Here is a 15,666-nt window from a genome sequence, read left to right on the forward strand (position 1 = left end):
AAAATAATTTTTAACTTTGTTTCTCAAAATTTATCTAACAACATATTTAATATTCAAGAATATGAAAAAATTAATCGCAGGAATTGCATTATTCGGAACATTCGCTATTGCATCTGCACAAACGATTACGTTTGACAAAACTACTTTCGATTACGGAAATGTAAAGCCAAGTTCAGACGGTATCAGATTCTTTACGGTAACCAATACAGGAGATAAGCCTCTTATTTTATCGAATGTAAAAGCATCTTGCGGATGTACAACTCCGGAATTCAGCCAAGATCCTATTCTACCCGGAAAATCAGCTAAAATCAAGGTAGGATACAATACTGCAATCAACGGTGGTTTCAACAAAATGATCGAAGTATTTTCTAATGACCCTGTAAACAGCAGAAGTGTAATCTACATCAAAGGAAACGTAGATCCTAATGCTCCGGATCCAAAGCCATTGACTCCAGAGGAATTGAAGGCTAAAGCTAAAGAAGAGAAAGCGGCTGCGAAAGCTGCGAAAAAAGAAGCAAAAAAAGCGGCTAAAGCTGCTGCTAAAACTGCTGCATAATGGTAAAATCTCTACTAAAATAAACGAAACCGTCTCATGGAGGCGGTTTTTTTATTACATTTATATTAGGTTAGTTGATGGTTAACGGTTTTTAGCTGATAAATTATGACCAAAATTAATCTTTAATCTTTTTAATAATTAAAATAAACATGGACACTAACTTTTCAGACGATTTTTTGGTAAAAGGTAAATTTTCCATTAAAAAAGCTTCAACAGAATACAAAGGAAAACTTACTAAAGAAGAAGGGGAACAATTATTATTAAACGAAAAAGAAAAGCTTCGTGAGCTTCAGGAGAAATTGTATTCGGATGGAAGCCAGTCTCTCTTGGTGGTACTTCAGGCGATGGATGCCGCGGGAAAAGACAGCATGATCGAGCACGTTTTCGGGGGAGTAAATCCGCAAGGCTGTAATGTAACGAGCTTCAAAACTCCCACTTCGAAAGAATACACCCATGATTTTTTATGGAGACATTATTTAGCACTACCCCAAAAAGGGATGATCGGAATTTTTAACCGATCTCATTACGAAAGTGTATTGGTCTGCAAAGTTCATCCTGAATATAATTTAAGCGAAAAAACATGGAAATCCGTTAAAGATTTTGACGATAAATTCTGGGAAAACCGCTATGAAAGCATCAGAAATTTTGAAAAACATCTTGCTCAAAACGGAACGACCGTTGTAAAAATATTCCTGAATGTTTCTAAAGACGAACAAAAGAAAAGACTTCTCGACAGAATTAACGAACAGGAGAAAAACTGGAAATTTTCCGCCGCAGATCTTCCGGAGAGAGCTTTATTCGAAAAATATATGGAATGCTACGAAACGGCAATCAATGAGACTTCAAAAGATTACGCGCCTTGGTATGTTCTTCCGGCTGACAATAAATGGTTTGCAAGAGTTGCCGCGATACAGATTATTATTGATGCTTTAGAAAAAATGAATCTACAGTACCCTAAATTATCGGAAGAGGACCGTGAAGATTTAGCGAAAGCAAAAAAACAACTGGAAAGCGAGTAAAAAGATATGACAATTTGGAAAGCAATACTGTTATCACTAATATTAGCACTTTTTGGTTCGCTAATTTATTCTTTGTTAGATATCCTAAAATTGTTTATGAATTTGAGTCATTACCATTATAAATTTTATCAGATATTCATAAACATAATAGCACAGACATTTTCTTTTCTTATCATAAAAAAGATATTTTTTTCTAAAGAGGAACTTTCTAAACAGAAGGTTCCTGTTAATTATTACATTTTTATCATATTATTCTTATTTGTTTTCGGAGATATTATTTTTCAATATGGTTTTAATAATATTTATGATATTATCTTTAAAACAAATGTTATGGGAGATAATGGTGGAGGAAATATACCCTTTTCATATTTTATATTAAGATTGATAAAAGGATGTTTGGTTGCTCCAGTAGTCGAAGAATTATTTTTCAGAAAACTTATTCAGGAAAAACTAGCTAAAAGATATTCTAATACATTTGCACTAATTAGCGCTAGTATTTTATTTTCTCTATACCATAGAGATTTAGCCTCTATTTTCCAAGTTTTTATTTTTGGAATAGGTCTGGGAATTGTTTTTCTGGAAACCAGAAGAATTGAATATTCAATTATTTTTCATTCTGTTTCAAACTTTATCATATATTCGTTCAACTATTACTACAAAGATGAAAGTATTCAAAATAGTTCTAATAATTTGATTTATACGATCTTAGGTTTAGCAACTATAATAGCAGCAATATGGATTTTAAAAAGAAAAATTAGTTTACATAAAAAACCACGAGAAAATCTATAAGCCGGATTTTGTTCTTCCGAAGAAGTGCCTGTTATTTATCTGCGTCTTACATTGCTGCAAAACTTTAGCTGATTACCCCTCGGCTTTCAGAGCGAGCAACTCCTATTTTCATTGCTGAAAAGAACCGATATACTTATCATTGCACCACAAAGAGTTTACCTGGTTTCACTACAGCCGAACTGTACATACTTTCTGTTGCACTTGTCCTACCCTCTCGGGTGACGGATGTTATCCGCTTTGCTGCTCTACGGTGTCCGGACTTTCCTACCTCCCGTGAAACGGGAAATCAACAAGCCGATTTTCTCGTGGCTGCAAAGATAGATAATTTGAAAATTTGGCAATGTGATAATTTGAAAATTTTCAATTTAAAAGCAGAATTATTATATTGGGTTTGCCCTATCCATTCATTTTCAAATTACTTAATTTTCAAATTCTCAAATTATATCATATCTTCGTGCTACAAAATTAAACATCCCAATTGGCTTCAAAGGAAAAGGAATTTGCGCAGCTTATTAAGGATAATCAGGGATTGATTATCAAGGTTTCGCGTCTTTATACCAATTCTTTGGAGGATGAGGAAGATCTTTTTCAGGAAATTGTGTTACAATTGTGGAGAAGTTATGACTCATTTAAAGGAAATTCCAAAATTTCCACGTGGATGTACCGTGTTGCCTTAAATACAGCCATTACTCTTTTCAGAAAAAAAAGCAAAAGCCTGCAGACGAATGAATTAGACATCAACCATGCAGATTTTATTGAAGATGATGATGAAAAACAGCAACAGGTATCACTTTTGTATACAGTAATCAAGACGCTTCCCAATGTGGAAAGAGCAATCGTGATGATGTATCTGGATGATTTGCCTTATAAGGATATTGCAGAAAACCTAGGAATCACCGAAGTAAATGCGCGTGTGAAAATGAACAGATTAAAGAAAACCCTTAAAGAACAGATGGAAAAATATGCCTGAATTTGATTTGGACAGTTTTAAGAAAACATGGCAGGAACAGCCTGTTCAGGAAAAATATGATTACAATGAGATCCTTCAGATGCTCAACAAAAAATCGCGCAATTACGTAAAGTATATTTTCTGGATCAGTGTTATCGAATTTTTATTCTTTACATTAATAGGATTATTCTACATCATTCAGGGAAAGGAATCCAACTCTTTCATTAATATTCTTACAAAACTTGGTGTACAGAGAACTTCGGAATTAGAAAATACATTCGACAATATTTATCTGGTCTTAAAAGTTCTAAGTTTAGCCATTACTGCTTATTTTGTATTTAAATTTTATCAAAATTATAAGGTTATAAAAATTGAGGAAAATCTTAAAAGATTTATCCTTAAGATCATTAAATTTAAGAAGACAGTGAATGCTTTTATTTTAATTAATATTGCGTTACTGATTACTTTTACATCTATTTTTACAATTTTTGTTTTTTATATTTTAAATACTCAGAACGTAGAGATTACCAATTCTACGCTTATAGGATTTATAGCAGGTATCATTATAAGCACTGCTTTTACAGTAATAATGGTATGGCTGTATTACAGAGTTGTTTATGGAATTATCATCAAAAAGCTTGATAAGAATTTAACTCAGCTGAAAGAAATTGATTCACAGGAAATTTAAACTGAAAAAAGCAGGAATTTAAGATATTATTGTTAATTTTATTTAACCAAATCTTTCATTCTATGCAAATATCTTATGTTCACGGTGCTTCCGGCATTCCATTATTAGGAGAAACCATCGGAAGCAATCTTAAACATACCGTTGAAAAATTCCCCAATCAGGAAGCTTTAATCTGCGTACATCAAAATTACCGCGCCACTTATCAGGAATTTTATAATCAGACAACAGCCGTTGCAAAAGCACTGATCTTTCTGGGAGCAAAATCCGGAGACCGCATCGGAATATGGTCTACAAACCGTTACGAATGGGTTCTTTTACAATATGCAACCGCAAGAATCGGGGTTATTTTGGTGAACATAAATCCCGCTTACAGAACCAGTGAGCTGATCTTTGTGATTAACCAGTCTGAAATGTCCCACATTTTTTCATCTCTGGCTTTTAAATCCAGCGATTATAAACAGATGATTGCCGATGCAAGAGAGTTCTGCTCGACTTTAAAATCTGAAATTTTCTTTGATGATAACTGGGAAGAGTTTTTAAATAACGGACAGGAAATTTCGGATGATACATTGCATAGTTTTGAAGAACATGTACAGTTTGACGATCCGGTGAACATTCAGTACACTTCAGGAACGACAGGTTTTCCTAAAGGCGTCACTCTTTCTCATCATAATATTTTAAACAACGGATATTTTATCGGAATTCGATTAAAGTATACCGAAAAAGACAGAGTCTGCATTCCTGTTCCCTTTTATCACTGTTTCGGAATGGTGATCGGAAATATTTGCTGTACCGCTCACGGAGCCTGTATGGTGATTCCGAATGACAGTTTTGATCCTGAAATTACTTTAAAAGTTGTTTCCGATGAAAAATGTACTTCGCTTTACGGAGTTCCGACCATGTTTATTGCCGAATTAGCGGTAAAAAATTTCGAAACTTTTGATTTTTCAAGTTTAAGAACGGGGGTCATGGCTGGTTCCGTTTGTCCGCCAGAAATTATGAAAAAAGTGGAAAGTCTTATGAATATTAAAGAAATGAGCATCTGTTACGGAATGACGGAAACCTCTCCTGTCTCTACCCAGACTTTAATCGGAACTCCATTTGAAAAGCAGGTGAATACGGTAGGAACTGTTCAGGATCATCTGGAAATAAAAATCATTGGCGAAAACGGAAAAGTTGTCGCGCGTGGCGAACATGGGGAACTGTGTACAAGAGGTTATTCTGTGATGCTGAAATACTGGAACGATCCTGAAAACACCAAAAAGGTTCTGGATGAAGGAAGATGGATGCATACCGGAGATATGGCAGTAATGGATGATGAAGGCTACATTACAATTTCGGGCAGGATAAAAGATCTGATTATTCGCGGCGGTGAAAATATTTCTCCGAAAGAAATTGAAGATTTTTTATACACTTATCCCAACATTCTGGATGTTCAGATCATCGGAGTTCCAAGCGAAAAATTTGGCGAAGAAGTAATGGCGTGGGTGAAAGTAAGAAAAGGTTTTCAGGTAACAGAAGAAGAACTTTTAAACTACTGCAAAGGCAGAATCGCCCATTATAAAGTTCCGAAATACTGGAAGTTTGTGGATGAATTCCCGATGACGATCTCCGGAAAAGTACGAAAAGTGGAAATGCGGGAAGTTTCTGTAAAAGAATTGGGACTGGAAAAAATAAACAATTAAATACAGCGTAATCCGAAAAGCTTATAGAGTAGGAAAATCAAATAAATTAAATTACTATGAAAAATTTAAAAAAACTAAACAGAAAAGAGTTGAAAAGTGTGAAAGGCAGCGGAAGATGCTTTTGTCTTGTAAGTCCGGATCCTTGTTATGATTTAAATGTGAATAACCAGGGAGTTCCTTATGTTTTCAACTGCTGCACTTCAACATGTGTACAACAGACCCCTTTTTAATCAGATAAACAGAAAAGCATTTCAGTTTGAAATGCTTTTCTGTTATTTTAGAGTTCTTTTCTTAATCTTGCTACCGGAATATTAAGCTGTTCACGATACTTTGCAATCGTTCTTCTGGCAATATTGTACCCCTGTTCTTTTAAGATCACCACCAAAGCATCATCCGTTAATGGTTTTCTCTTATTTTCTTTGCTGATAACTTCCTGAAGGTGCATCTTGATCTCTTTTGTAGAAACCTCTTCCCCATCATCATTTGTTAAGCTATCCGAGAACAGATCCTTCAGATAAATAATTCCGTTTGGAGTATCGGCGTATTTGCTTTTTACCACTCTTGAAATCGTTGAAATATCGAAGCCTGTAATATCGGCAATATCTTTAAGAATCATGGGTCTCAAAGATTTTTCATCTCCGGTAAGGAAATAGTCTTTCTGAAATTTCACAATCGCAGTAATGGTTTGCAATAATGTATTCTGACGCTGATTAATTGCATCAATATACCATTTTGCAGCATCTAATTTCTGCTTGATGAACAATGCTGCCTGTTTGTGTTCTGCAGAATTCTTATCATGCGAATAAGTAGATAAAATATCTTTGTATTCTTCTGAAACTCTTAAAGTAGGTGCATTTTTGCTGTTCAGCATCGGAATAACCTGTCCGTCTTTCACCTGAATTACAAAATCCGGAATAATTTCCTGATTGATCGTAATCGTCTGAGTATCGAAATTTCCGCCAACTTTTGGAGATAATTTTGAAATTTCATCTAAAGCATCTTTCAAATCTTCTTCCTCAATATCGTATTTCTGGATGATTTTGTTGTAGTGCTTGTTCGTTAAAGCATCAAACTGATGTCTCAGAATATTGGCAGCCAGAGAAACGGCTTTATCTGAACTTACTTTTTTCTCAATCTGCAGCAACAGGCATTCCTGAAGACCTCTCGCTCCTACTCCGGGAGGATCCAGTTTCTGCACATAATTTTCAAGGATATCTTCTACATTTTCTTTGGTGGTATAAATCCCCTGAGAAAAGGCAAGATCATCCACAATAGATTTGATCTCTCTTCTTAAATATCCGTCTGTATCGAGATTCCCGATAAGATATTCTGCGATCTTCAAATCTTCTTTATTGATGTTGGCAAGATGGATCTGCTCCAAAAGATAATCGTATAATGACTGTCCTTCCGTTAAAAGGCTTTCATTATCAAATTCTTCATCATCGGAAGAATAGTTACTGGAAGACGTTTTATAGCTCGGTTCATCATCGTAAAGATACTGGTCTACATCAAAATCTGTTTCAATGCTTTCTGTACCTTCTGTTTCATATGAATCTTCCAGAGAAGAATAATCGTCCTCTTTAGATTCTTCTTTTGCGATCTCTAATGCCGGGTTTTCTTCTAACTCCCTCTCAAGTTCCTCTTCAAACTCCAATGTGTGAAGCTGGATCAACTTCATCAATTGGATTTGCTGGGGAGCCAGCTTTTGTCCTAATTTGAGTTGTAAGTGTTGTTTTAGCATATTACTAGTTGGTGTTTTAACATAACATATTCTACGAATTTAGTACTTTTTTTTGACAAAACTAAATTTTAGCACGATTTTTGTATTCAACAGTGTATAATAAGCTATTTAAAATAAACAACAAAAGCCCTGAAGCATGATTTTCAGGGCTTTTTTATTTTTATATATCCAGATTTTCGGGATCTCTTCTGTTATCCCAAAACGCAAGAATTTCAATAACCTCTTTATTGATTCTATAGTACAGTGAAAAATTTTTATCAATTAAAACATATTTCACACGATCAATTTCAGAAGGAGAACCTATATTCGGATTTTCAGCAATAAGTTTTTCCCTTTTTTCAACTTCTGCCATTAATTTTGAAGAATATTTTATCGATTTATTATGTCTGATCCAATATTGAAGCGTATCCAGATAATCTGATTCTGCCTGATGAGACCAGATTACCCTAAACATTTTCTTGCTTTTTCAGCTACAGATTCGCTTGATGAGAATTTTCCTTCAGAAATATCTGAAATTCCTTTTTGAATTTTCTCTTTCTGCCAATCCGTAAGATTTTCTTCTTTATTAATTTCAAAATTAATTTTCAGCTCTTTCAAAAGAGCTTTCAGAAGATTGATCTGATTTTCGTTTTCTGTATGTATGGTAATTGTACTCATCATCATTATTTTAGGTAAAGTTAATAAAAAAATCCTTCCGATAAGATCAGAAGGATTTTTCTATATGGTTTTTATTAAAAATTAAAACTCAGCGTTTTTCGGCGTTCTCGGGAAAGGAATTACATCTCTGATGTTCGTCATTCCTGTTACGAAAAGAACTAATCTTTCCAATCCCAAACCAAATCCTGCATGCGGTACAGAACCGAATTTTCTGGTATCTAAATACCACCACAGTTCGTGCTCATCAACATGCATTTCTGCCATTTTCTGTTTTAAAACATCCAATCTTGCTTCTCTTTCAGAACCTCCGATAATTTCTCCGATTCCGGGGAAAAGTACATCCATTGCAGCAACGGTTTTACCGTCTTCATTCAGTTTCATGTAGAACGCTTTGATCTCTTTTGGATAATCAAACAGAACTACCGGACTTTCGAAATGTTTTTCTACCAGATATCTCTCGTGTTCAGACTGAAGATCGGTTCCCCAGTTTTCCACAGGATACTGGAATTTACCTTTCTTATTTTCTTTCGAGTTCATTAAGATCTCAATCGCTTCTGTATAAGAAACTCTCTTGAAACGTTTAGCAATAACATTCTCAAGCTTTTCGATAAGACCTTCTTTTGCTCTGTCCTTTTCGGGCTTGGATTTTTGTTCTTCTTCAAAACGTTTATCTAAGAATTCCAGATCGTCTTTGCAGTGATCCAATACATATTTAATTACATATTTTAAGAAATCTTCCGCCAGATCAATGTTGTCTTCCAGATTATTGAAAGCTACTTCCGGCTCAATCATCCAGAACTCAGCCAAGTGACGGGTTGTGTTAGAATTTTCTGCACGGAAAGTAGGTCCGAAAGTATAAATCCTCCCCAATCCCATCGCTGCAGTTTCTCCTTCAAGCTGTCCGGAAACCGTTAAATTTGTTTTTCTTCCGAAGAAATCCTGAGCAAAATCGATGTCTCCCTGCTCGTCTCTCGGAATATTGTTCAGATCAAAATTCGTTACTCCGAACATTTCTCCGGCTCCTTCTGCATCAGCTCCTGTAATAACCGGTGTGTTGATGTAGAAAAACTGGTTTTGGTTAAAGAAAGAATGTACCGCAAAACTTACCGCATGACGCACTCTGAAAACGGCTCCGAATAAATTGGTTCTGAATCTCAAATGTGCCTGATCTCTCAAAGTTTCCAGTGAGTGTTTTTTAGGCTGAAGAATGGTTTTGTCTCTTTCTTCAGTAAAATTGTCTCCTAAAATGGTAATTTTTTTCGCTAAAATCTCAACAGCCTGTCCTGCTCCCTGACTTTCTACTACTTCTCCTACAATCTTAAGGGAAGAAGCTGTACTGATCTTGCTGATAATCTCTTCGTCGAAATTTTCAAAATCAACAACAATCTGCAAATTATTAATCGTAGAACCATCATTAAGCGCAATGAAGCGATTTGCACGGAACGTTCTTACCCAACCGTAAACCGTAATGTCATGATGTAATACTTTCTTGTAATCCTGTAGGATTTCCTTAATTGTCTGCTTTTTCATTTGTTGATTAAAATTTTTCTGTAAAAATTAATGTCTGCAAAGTTACAAAAAAACAGCACAATTTGAAGATTACGCTGTTTTTTTAAAAATGAACTTATTTCGGCGCTTTTTTGAGCTGACATTCTATTTTTTCATTTTGAAATAATGCTTTTAAGATTCCGCTTCATTCAAACGCATCAATATTTAAGATAATAATATTTATATTTGAAATAAATATGGATACTTCCCTTCGGCAAATAATAAAAAAAACGATTTCAATTTCGGACAGTGATCTTGATTTTATGGTTTCTCTTTTCAATCCTTTATCATTGAAAAAGGGCGACTATTTTCTGGAAATTGGTAAACGTTGTGACCAAGTGGCTTTCATAAAAACAGGAATGCTACGAATATTTTACCCTAACGCCAAAGGAGAAGAAACAACCTGCTATTTTTCTTTACCTGATGAATTTGTAACCTCTTTTTCAAGTTTTACAACACAAAATTTGTCTACAGAAAACATACAGGCTATTCTGCCTAGTGAGTTGTTTACGATCAGGAAGCAGGACTTGGAAACACTCTATCAAAAAATTCCGGCTGCTCAGGAATTTGGAAGATTGGCTGCAGAAAATCTGGCTATAATTATGGAAAAGCGAATTTCTCTTTTCCTGAATAATTCTGCGGATGAACGGTACCAGTTTTTACTGAAAAATAATTCTATTTTAATTCAGACTGTTCCTTTGCAATATCTAGCTTCTTATCTCGGGATGTCTCCGCAACATTTGAGCAGACTGCGAAGAGGTGTTTAATATACTTCATTTCTTAGCAAATGTTCAGTAGAATACAAATAGCATGAACGAGCTTTGTACTGTCTAACAATTTAAACAACAGGTACAATGCAGATTTCAATAAAAAAAATTTTCGCAGGAGCAGCAGCTTTCCTCCTCACTCAGATTTCCTTTGCACAAGAAAAAAAAGACCTTTTATACTCAAACCGGGTTAGTGTTTTGGCAGGTCTGATTCAGCCCATCTTGCTGAAAGGCGGCAATATTGAAATAACCTACTTTTCAAAAAGAATGAGTTTTGATTATTCTCACGGGTTTTTATTAAATATGTCGGGAGGAACCATTACAGGCGATGCTAAAACTCAACATTTAGCTTATCATTTGCCGTATTCAACAGGTTTTGGAATCGGATATCGTTTCAGTTCATATTTCGATGTAAGAATTGAATCAAAAATCCATAGCTGGGAAGTATATTATGATGGAGAAACCCAAAACAAATCTAATTTGATAAAAGCCTATAAAACGTATTCTTTGGGACTTGGTGCCTATTACCGCTATATGCCGTTTCATAAAAAGGATAACTGGCTGCAAGGCATTACAACAAGTACAAGTCTGCGTTGGTGGCCTAATATTGCGAGTAGCCTTACAGATAATAAATTCACCTATTATAATAAGTTCACAAACAAAGAGGAAACATTAAAAGCCTCAAATATTGGAATAGCAGGTTCGCAATTTCTGATGAATGTAAGTGTAGGCTATACATTTGGAGGAAAAAAAGAATCTGTAAAAGAGGAGTAATTATACGATTGATATTGTAATTATAGAAAAAAAAATGAAAAAGATAGTTAACCTGTTTATCATTGTAACAGTTATTGCAATGACTTTATATACATTTTACTCGTATATTTATTTGTCTCCCGGTACAACTGTTTCGCCGCAACAAAAGACGGAATATGCCCAACATAGTTTTTCGATTGCTGTTCATGCAGGATTTGGAGCTGTAGCGTTATTCGCAGGTATGTTCCAACTAATGAAAAGGGTTCGGGATAAATTTCCGGCTTCAAATATCATTTTACGAAAAGTATATTATTTTTCAGTATTAATAAGTGCCGTAACTGGTCTCTATGTAGCTACTTATGCTCAAGGTGGCTTGGTAAATAAAATAGGTTTTTTCACCCTTGATGTTATCTGGATTTTATCCCTAATTCAGTCGTTTATTGCTGATAAGAAAGATAATATGCCTGCCTTTAGGATATGGATAGTCCGCAATTATGCGTTGACATTTGCTTCGGTAACGTTGCGTTTATGGCTTGTATTTATCTGGAACATATATGGTTTTGAGCTTTCTCATTTTTCTGAAGTATATCAGACATTAGGTTTTCTTTGCTGGGTTCCAAATCTGGTTTTTATTGAGTGGTTCTATCTGAACAAGGCAAAGCTCCTGCAAAGGTAAAATCCCACTTTATAAATCCGGCAGTCTATTTCAGGTCTCTTTTATGAAGAATTCTCTCGACTGTCCTTTCATTTACTGATAATACATCTTGTGAAAATTTATGTCCGAGAAACTAAAAAGACAGCGGAACTTGGTGATTCCGCTATCTTTTTTACAAAATCATTTATCAATTATTTAATGAAAACTTTAAAATAACTAATTGAAAAATATCGTTTTTTTCCTCTGCTTTCCTTTTCTTATTTTCCATGCATGATAAGAACTCGGAACATCATACTGCCATTTCGGAAGAATTAAAATGATTAAAATAACATCAATATGAGCAATAAATCCCAATACAACGGTGAGATAAAAAGCCCATCCTGCATGTTGAAAACCAATCAGATACGTAAAAGCAATCAGCAGACTTAAGCCCCACATTTTTGATAAAAAAGCGTGAGTACAGGTTTCTTTCCCGAATTTTAGCCAACTTATTACATAGCAAAGTGCTTCCATTGCGAAAATTAAAGCAACTCCTTTCCATTCGTTTTTTATTAATTCAGAATTTAGAAAATAAGCTGCAAATCCTAAGGAAAGCCAGAATATCAAATCGGTCTGACTGTCTAATCTCCTCAGTTTTTCTGAGGAAACTCCTGCTTTCCGGGCAATAATTCCGTCGAAAATATCGGTTAATAAACCAAAATACATTAAGCTTAAAATTAAAAACCGGGATTCTTCTCCTTTAAAATAAGCTGATAAAAGAATGACCGGAGCCAAACAAAATCTTGTGGCGATTAATAGATATGGTATTGTTTTCATGACGGCACTGTTTTTAAAATCCTATTTTTAGCCTTCCGTAGACATTCTCTTTGTTAGTCAATCTAAAGGTAATTCCCGCTGTGAATCCTTGTATTTGCACATTGCTGTTATTAAAAGACTTAGAATATCCTATTCCGATATCGCAGGTATTAAGCATTGAAATTCCTGCTAAAGAATAGGCATGATAAAGAGAAGATCCTGCTTTAATAAACAAAACCGTTCCCAGATTATAACTTAAATGCAGATCCGGAATTCCATGCAACTTTCCATTATAATTAACGATTCCATAACCTGTTCCTAAAAAAAGTTTGTTTTGATGGTTGTCATTCATCACAATAAATTCAAAACCTCCACGCAAAAGATGCCTGTCTGCATAAGAATAGTCTATATAATAAATCGGCTGCCATTTTTGTGCATTGCAAAAACTACAAAAGAACAATACTATGCACAGTGTAATATTTTTCATGATTTATTGTTTTTCAAATGTTAAATTATAATGAAGTGTTTTCCAGTCGCTCATCAAAACGGCAAACCCGTTACAATAAAAGTAATTGCTTTGAATCCTCAAATTATTATTTTCATCAACTCCCAGTCTGGATTTTTGGATATTCCATCCTCCCAATACCAAAGGAATTCCGTCAAGCATAAATCTTTTTTCCTTTAAGTATAAATACCCGTCTTCCTTCAATTCTACACGCAAATTTTTATTGAAAACAATCTTTTCATTCTTTAAAAAAATAACATTTAATTTATTTTTTTCAATCATTTGTAGTTTAACTCTTGTGTTTTTTGGATCATATTTATCTTTCCAGTTAAACATATTCGTATTCCGGTCAAAAACATCTGTAAGCATTCTAACATAAAAACCATTCCCCGAAGAAGCAAAATTTTCGTAGGTGCCATTAATATTTTCAATATTATTCTTTTCGATAACAGATTCCGGCAATTCTATGTTTTTGAAACCCGCACAATTTAATGTGAAAAGCAATAGGCATAAATAAGAGATTATTTTTTTCATTATTCTTTATTTTGAAAATTATACCCCAAAGCTAATTTTGAAATTCATTTTCATGAATGTGAAAAAAAATTAAAATAAAAATCTAAATTTGTGAAAATCGCAAAATAATGTATCAGGAACGTTTGCTTAAAGAAATCCGAAAGAAAATTGGTGACAGATCGTTAAATGACGAAATTGCCAATATTCTTAACATCAGCTACGATGCGGCACACCGAAGAACTTCCCTGAAAGCAAAATTCAGTTTTGAGGAAGCTTTGGAACTGGCAAAGTATTTTCAGATTTCTCTGGATCAGTTCCAGACTTCTGACCGCCAGATTTTAGTAAGAAAAACAAGTGCCGTTACGGAAACTGAAGATTTAAAATCATTTTTCCAGAACAACCTCAATGTGTTTGAAAGTCTTCCGCTTTCAAAAGGAATGACTATTTATTATTCGGCGAAAGATATTCCGTTCTTCTATACGCTTTCGGATTCGATGCTTTCCCGTTTTAAAGTATATGTGTGGATGAATCTGCTTAATTCCAAACAGGTTTTCATTCCTTTTCTGGAGTTTTCGCCTCCTGATTTCAAGCTCGACACAAAAGAACTCAGAAAGAAATATGAGGAACAGAATGTTATTGAATTATGGAATAACAGTACCATTTCGAGTATCTTACAGCAAATTTTGTTTTATTTTGAAACGGGGCATCTGAAACAGAAGGAAGCACAGATCATTCTTCAGGAGTTAACGGAACTTATCCGGTACATAGAAGAAAAAATAGAAAACAATCCGAAATTCCAGCTGTACGAAAATGAACTGATGCATCTTTCCAATGACATCTTTTTTCATCATCCGAAACAGTCACTTTTTGCCATTCCGACCAATATGTTTGGTTATATTCTGATTAATGATGAAAAAACGTGTAACGAAACACTGAATTATTTTGACCATCAGATTAAAAATTCAAAATCGCTGAACACTTCGGGAAACCGTGACAGAAAAATATTTTTCAATAAAATGTATGCCCAAATTGAGGATTTGAAAAAGAAAGTGTAAAGAAATAATAAAATGAAAGTATTAAAAAATTATTGGTTATTACTGTTTATCTTGTTAACAGTTATTTGGATGTTAAAAATGTATTTTGGGTTTTATTTTCCCGAAAATATATACAATTCTTTTGTTATGCTTAAAGATTTTCAGCTAACATTTTTTTTAGGAGTCTTAACTTATAAGCTGTATACCAATAAAAAGAGAAAAGAAATTCTCAATCAAGAAATTAAAATTCAAAAAATAAGAAAATTGGAATTAGAAAAAAATCATAGTGGAAGAGATTACGTATTAGAGCAAAGAGAAAATGAAGAGACTCTCAATATTAACGAAAATAAATTGATGATGTTATAAAATAAAAGCATTGTTTTCGACAACTTTATATTAATGTTAACGGCAACTGCTTGTTCATTACAAATTTTATGCTTTTTAGGGCAAAAAATATAGTTTTTATTCGTCTTTCTTGGAAGGAACCAGAAAAACATCGATAAGACCTTCAGGAAGCTGCATTTTGATGAATCTTTCATCTCTGTTTACTTCTATGATCCAGTCTTTAATAATAGGGATTACCACTTCTTTTCCGTCGAGATTGGTAATAAAGTAAACCTGCGCTGTCTGATCGTTTACAGAGCGGATCACACCACAGTCGTTATCATTTTCATCATGGATATTGTATCCTATGATTTCGTGATAATAAAATTGTTTTCCGGTAAGTTTTGGCAATGTAGACAACGGTAAATACACATCTTTTCCCAAAGACTGGTCTACCAAGGCTTCCGAAGAGTTTTTAAAAGCAATGTTAAGCGCATCATTTTTGCTCCATGCTGACTTTGCAATAAAAAAAGGAACCAATAATCCGTTGATTTCAACGAATATTGATTCCAGTTTATTGTAAAGCTCGGGCTGATCGGTATCCAGTTTAAGGATAACGTTTCCCGCAAGTCCGTGTCTGCGTGTGATTTTTCCTAGTAAATAGCAATCTTCTTTACGCATACCGGAT

General features: G+C 34.3%; 19 protein-coding genes, 1 other RNA gene and 1 pseudogene. 12 read left to right on the forward strand and 9 right to left on the reverse strand.

The genetic code is table 11. The features are described 5' to 3' along the window. Window positions 1–61: 61 nt before the first annotated feature. The 3 genes and pseudogenes from PFY09_RS07995 to PFY09_RS20845 form a co-directional block, all read left to right on the forward strand. Complete coding sequence (locus PFY09_RS07995; RefSeq protein ID WP_108410364.1) at window positions 62–556, forward strand: DUF1573 domain-containing protein; 495 nt, start codon at window positions 62–64, stop codon at window positions 554–556. 149 nt (window positions 557–705) lie between these two features. Then, on the forward strand, window positions 706–1,575 hold the full coding sequence (locus PFY09_RS08000) for a polyphosphate kinase 2 family protein (protein ID WP_076395999.1): 870 nt from the start codon (window positions 706–708) through the stop codon (window positions 1,573–1,575). Window positions 1,576–1,905: 330 nt separating this feature from the next. Continuing rightward, a pseudogene (locus tag PFY09_RS20845) lies at window positions 1,906–2,148 on the forward strand (CPBP family intramembrane glutamic endopeptidase); the annotation flags it as partial. 197 nt (window positions 2,149–2,345) lie between these two features. Here PFY09_RS20845 and rnpB read toward each other — a convergent pair. Next, window positions 2,346–2,670, reverse strand: an RNA gene (rnpB, locus tag PFY09_RS08005) — RNase P RNA component class A. Between the two features lie 172 nt (window positions 2,671–2,842). On the opposite strand from rnpB, the gene PFY09_RS08010 reads away from it, so the two are divergent. From PFY09_RS08010 to PFY09_RS08025, 4 genes are all read left to right on the forward strand, one after another. Beyond that, window positions 2,843–3,334 (forward strand): RNA polymerase sigma factor, encoded by a 492-nt coding sequence (locus tag PFY09_RS08010; RefSeq protein WP_047399667.1) that lies wholly within the window; start codon window positions 2,843–2,845, stop codon window positions 3,332–3,334. Then, entirely contained in the window at window positions 3,327–4,001 is a 675-nt protein-coding gene (locus tag PFY09_RS08015) for a beta-carotene 15,15'-monooxygenase (RefSeq protein ID WP_116547664.1), read from the forward strand. Before PFY09_RS08010 ends, PFY09_RS08015 begins: the two co-directional genes overlap by 8 nt. A 62-nt stretch (window positions 4,002–4,063) precedes the next feature. Next, complete coding sequence (locus PFY09_RS08020; protein WP_271162061.1) at window positions 4,064–5,686, forward strand: AMP-binding protein; 1,623 nt, start codon at window positions 4,064–4,066, stop codon at window positions 5,684–5,686. Window positions 5,687–5,742: 56 nt separating this feature from the next. Then, complete coding sequence (locus PFY09_RS08025) at window positions 5,743–5,916, forward strand: bacteriocin-like protein (protein WP_256037939.1); 174 nt, start codon at window positions 5,743–5,745, stop codon at window positions 5,914–5,916. Between the two features lie 47 nt (window positions 5,917–5,963). Here the strand turns inward: PFY09_RS08025 and rpoN are convergent, their stop codons facing one another. From rpoN to asnS, 4 genes are all read right to left on the reverse strand, one after another. Continuing rightward, window positions 5,964–7,427 carry an RNA polymerase factor sigma-54 gene (gene rpoN / locus PFY09_RS08030; RefSeq protein ID WP_076396007.1) on the reverse strand — a complete coding sequence of 488 codons (1,464 nt, stop codon included), beginning with the start codon at window positions 7,425–7,427 and terminating at the stop codon, window positions 5,964–5,966. Between the two features lie 160 nt (window positions 7,428–7,587). After that, complete coding sequence (locus PFY09_RS08035; protein ID WP_271162062.1) at window positions 7,588–7,881, reverse strand: type II toxin-antitoxin system RelE/ParE family toxin; 294 nt, start codon at window positions 7,879–7,881, stop codon at window positions 7,588–7,590. Then, complete coding sequence (locus PFY09_RS08040) at window positions 7,869–8,084, reverse strand: DUF2683 family protein (protein ID WP_271162063.1); 216 nt, start codon at window positions 8,082–8,084, stop codon at window positions 7,869–7,871. The genes PFY09_RS08035 and PFY09_RS08040 overlap by 13 nt, the downstream gene beginning before the upstream one ends. Before the next feature lie 81 nt (window positions 8,085–8,165). Continuing rightward, complete coding sequence (asnS, locus tag PFY09_RS08045; RefSeq protein WP_076396013.1) at window positions 8,166–9,614, reverse strand: asparagine--tRNA ligase; 1,449 nt, start codon at window positions 9,612–9,614, stop codon at window positions 8,166–8,168. A gap of 281 nt (window positions 9,615–9,895) precedes the next feature. On the opposite strand from asnS, the gene PFY09_RS08050 reads away from it, so the two are divergent. From PFY09_RS08050 to PFY09_RS08060, 3 genes are all read left to right on the forward strand, one after another. Continuing rightward, window positions 9,896–10,399 carry a Crp/Fnr family transcriptional regulator gene (locus tag PFY09_RS08050; RefSeq protein WP_271162338.1) on the forward strand — a complete coding sequence of 168 codons (504 nt, stop codon included), beginning with the start codon at window positions 9,896–9,898 and terminating at the stop codon, window positions 10,397–10,399. Between the two features lie 87 nt (window positions 10,400–10,486). Next, window positions 10,487–11,173 carry a hypothetical protein gene (locus PFY09_RS08055; RefSeq protein ID WP_271162064.1) on the forward strand — a complete coding sequence of 229 codons (687 nt, stop codon included), beginning with the start codon at window positions 10,487–10,489 and terminating at the stop codon, window positions 11,171–11,173. Between the two features lie 34 nt (window positions 11,174–11,207). Next, window positions 11,208–11,828 carry a DUF2306 domain-containing protein gene (locus tag PFY09_RS08060; protein WP_271162065.1) on the forward strand — a complete coding sequence of 207 codons (621 nt, stop codon included), beginning with the start codon at window positions 11,208–11,210 and terminating at the stop codon, window positions 11,826–11,828. A gap of 195 nt (window positions 11,829–12,023) precedes the next feature. Here PFY09_RS08060 and PFY09_RS08065 read toward each other — a convergent pair whose 3' ends face one another. Genes PFY09_RS08065 through PFY09_RS08075 form a run of 3 tightly spaced genes read right to left on the reverse strand, consistent with a single transcriptional unit; the run spans window position 12,024 to window position 13,641 of the window. Continuing rightward, window positions 12,024–12,623: a CDP-alcohol phosphatidyltransferase family protein gene (locus PFY09_RS08065; protein ID WP_271162066.1), complete on the reverse strand. Its 600-nt coding sequence runs from the start codon at window positions 12,621–12,623 to the stop codon at window positions 12,024–12,026. A gap of 13 nt (window positions 12,624–12,636) precedes the next feature. Further along, entirely contained in the window at window positions 12,637–13,089 is a 453-nt protein-coding gene (locus tag PFY09_RS08070) for a hypothetical protein (RefSeq protein ID WP_139326219.1), read from the reverse strand. A gap of 3 nt (window positions 13,090–13,092) precedes the next feature. After that, on the reverse strand, window positions 13,093–13,641 hold the full coding sequence (locus tag PFY09_RS08075) for a hypothetical protein (protein WP_271162067.1): 549 nt from the start codon (window positions 13,639–13,641) through the stop codon (window positions 13,093–13,095). Window positions 13,642–13,748: 107 nt separating this feature from the next. On the opposite strand from PFY09_RS08075, the gene PFY09_RS08080 reads away from it, so the two are divergent. Beyond that, window positions 13,749–14,675 carry a helix-turn-helix domain-containing protein gene (locus PFY09_RS08080; protein ID WP_271162068.1) on the forward strand — a complete coding sequence of 309 codons (927 nt, stop codon included), beginning with the start codon at window positions 13,749–13,751 and terminating at the stop codon, window positions 14,673–14,675. 12 nt (window positions 14,676–14,687) lie between these two features. Then, window positions 14,688–15,020: a hypothetical protein gene (locus PFY09_RS08085; RefSeq protein ID WP_271162069.1), complete on the forward strand. Its 333-nt coding sequence runs from the start codon at window positions 14,688–14,690 to the stop codon at window positions 15,018–15,020. A 96-nt stretch (window positions 15,021–15,116) separates the two neighbouring features. On the opposite strand, the gene rimM is transcribed toward PFY09_RS08085, so the two are convergent. Then, window positions 15,117–15,659 (reverse strand): ribosome maturation factor RimM, encoded by a 543-nt coding sequence (gene rimM, locus PFY09_RS08090; RefSeq protein ID WP_076396033.1) that lies wholly within the window; start codon window positions 15,657–15,659, stop codon window positions 15,117–15,119. Window positions 15,660–15,666 lie beyond the last annotated feature (7 nt).

This window comes from Chryseobacterium gambrini, from assembly GCF_027920505.1.
GTDB lineage: Bacteria > Bacteroidota > Bacteroidia > Flavobacteriales > Weeksellaceae > Chryseobacterium > Chryseobacterium gambrini.